Origin of the sequence: Parabacteroides sp. ZJ-118, from assembly GCF_011038785.1 — a bacterium.
GTDB lineage: Bacteria > Bacteroidota > Bacteroidia > Bacteroidales > Tannerellaceae > Parabacteroides.
The window spans coordinates 1-2218 of record NZ_JAAKDT010000091.1 but is presented as its reverse complement, the minus strand read 5'-3'; the positions used below and the strand labels follow the sequence as shown (position 1 = coordinate 2218).

The 2218-nt window shown below is 51.6% G+C and carries 1 protein-coding gene; it reads left to right on the top strand.

Going from position 1 to position 2218, the window contains the following annotated elements:
• Nucleotides 1-40: 40 nt before the first annotated feature.
• Nucleotides 41-2002 carry an IS66 family transposase gene (locus G7Y39_RS13275; RefSeq protein ID WP_165157906.1) on the top strand — a complete coding sequence of 654 codons (1962 nt, stop codon included), beginning with the start codon at nucleotides 41-43 and terminating at the stop codon, nucleotides 2000-2002.
• Nucleotides 2003-2218: the final 216 nt, after the last annotated feature.

Here is a 2218-nt window from a genome sequence, read left to right as displayed (position 1 = left end):
TTTTTGTACCTTTATGCCATAATAAAAAAGGGATTCGGTCATGGACAATCATAAAGATACAGCTCCCCAAGGCTATGTTTCGGAAGCCAAATATGCCGAACTGATGGCCTTGTACCGGGCGGCGCTCTCCAGCGCCGCCGAGAAGGACGAGCGGCTCATGGCCGAACAGGTGCTTCGTAATGAGCTGGTGGAACGTGGGTGCGCAGAATATAAGGCAAGCCTGGAGGCGAAGTTTGACGAGGAGCGCCGCAAGGTGCTTGAAACCATGGAACGTACCTGGGAGGGGCTGATGGCCCAGTTTGAACGCGAGGTGCAGGAGCGTGTGGATCTGGAACTCCATAAGGCGCAGTCCGGCTTCTATGCCCTCGTCAAATCGGGGATTGACGCTTTCAAGAGCCTCTATGCCAAGGAAAAGGATCCTTCCCTTATCGCCCGATATCTTGATTCTCTGGACCGGACCGCCGACGACGCGAAGGAGTCCATGGAAAAAAGCGTGAGGAAGTCCATCGAGTCGGTCGCCAGGAAAGCGTTGTCCAAGAATCGCCAGGTGGACAATCTGGTCCGTATGGTGTTTCTTCAGAAAAGCGAGAGACATTTGTTCGAGGACGACGTGAAGTATTCGGATGCCATAGCCGACCGCCTTGGGCTGACGGATGAGGTCCGTGAACAGGCCCGTGCCTCCCGTGCTTTTCTGAAAGGATATTACGAGAAGGTAAAGGCGGAAAAGATCCTTTTGGACAAGGGGAACGCCAAGCCCTCGCATGGCAGGAACAAGATACCGGAGAGCCTGATCCGCCTTGAGCCTGAATATCTTTATCCCGAGGAGTATCTTGAGAATCCGGACCTTTATGACAAGATAGGTGAAGACCGCAAGGAATGGGTTGTCGTGCGCAACTTGTCTGTCGTGGTGAGGGTTCTTGTCCGTCCCTTGTACCGTTTGAAGTCGGACAAGGAATCCTCCCCCATCCAGCATGGCATGGTGGACAGCCCCATCTGGAAGAGCGACGCGGCTCCCGAGACGCTGGCCGTGATGGAGCACGACAAGTACGGTCTCCATCTTCCATTCTACCGTTTTACGAGAGTCCTCAAGGATGCGGGATGGACGGTCAGCCGTTCCACCATCAACGGTTGGCACGCCGCGGTATGCGACTTGTTGCGACCTCTTTACGAACTTTTCAAGAAGGATGTGATGGGCGCCCGGTTCCTCGCCGGCGACGGTTCTCCGTTTCCGGTGATTGACAATGAGAGACATCGGACGGTCAAACATTATGTGGTCGTGTTCCGTGACTTGTTGACGGACATTCCCGTATTTCTTACTACCCCCGGCGGTAGCAGGGGCAAGAAGGTCATTCAGGGTTACCTGGCTGACAGTTCATGTCGCGCGTTCTTGTGTGACGCTTATGCCGGTTATGACTGGCTGGCCAAGACAGGTGTGCTGTTGTGCCGCTGCAATGCCCATTCGCGCCGTAAGTTCGAACAGGCTTTGAAGGAAAATCCCACCCGCGCCTCGGAAGCCATCCTTTTATATCAGCTGATATATAATGTGGAGGATGTCATCAAGCGTGACGGTCTGACAGGCAAGGAAAAGACCGGTTTCCGCAAACGGCTGGGCGGTCCGTTATGGGACGAGTTCAAGTTATGGGCGGCACAGACCTTGCTTGAGGTTCCGGAAGGAAGCCTGATGGCGGAAGCTTGCGGATACCTGTTACGTCATCATGACGAGTTGACGGCCTACCTGGATATCCCGGAAATGCCTATCGACAACAACCGAACAGAATATGAGATCAGGAGCATGGTATTGGGCAAGAAGAACTATCTTTTCTGCGGGAATGACGATTCCTGTCAAAGAGCGGCCATGATGTACTCCTTCTTCGGTGCGTGTCGTGTGGTGGGAGCCAATGAGGTGGAATGGCTTACGTATGTACTGAATCATGTCAAGGGTACTCCCGAAGATATGTTGAAGAATCTTTTGCCCCAAAATTGGGTAAACAGGAGAACATGATCTGAATCCTGTCAAGGTCACCCTTGTGATATTTAATCTTTATCAATTATTAAAATAAGTGGTGCAGGCTGTTTGTGATACAAACAAGTCGGCTTTCACCGAACGCTTACAATATTTGTGGATCAGATAATTGATAACTTTTATTAACTCTTTAAAGTTGCCTGATTCGCGGAATTTCGGTATCTTTATACTATGAAAAAGGAAGATAACAGGGAC

Coding starts and splice junctions, on each gene's coding strand:
- G7Y39_RS13275 (WP_165157906.1), top strand. CDS start 41: ATGGACAATCATAAAGATACAGCTCCCCAAGGCTATGTTTCGGAAGCC.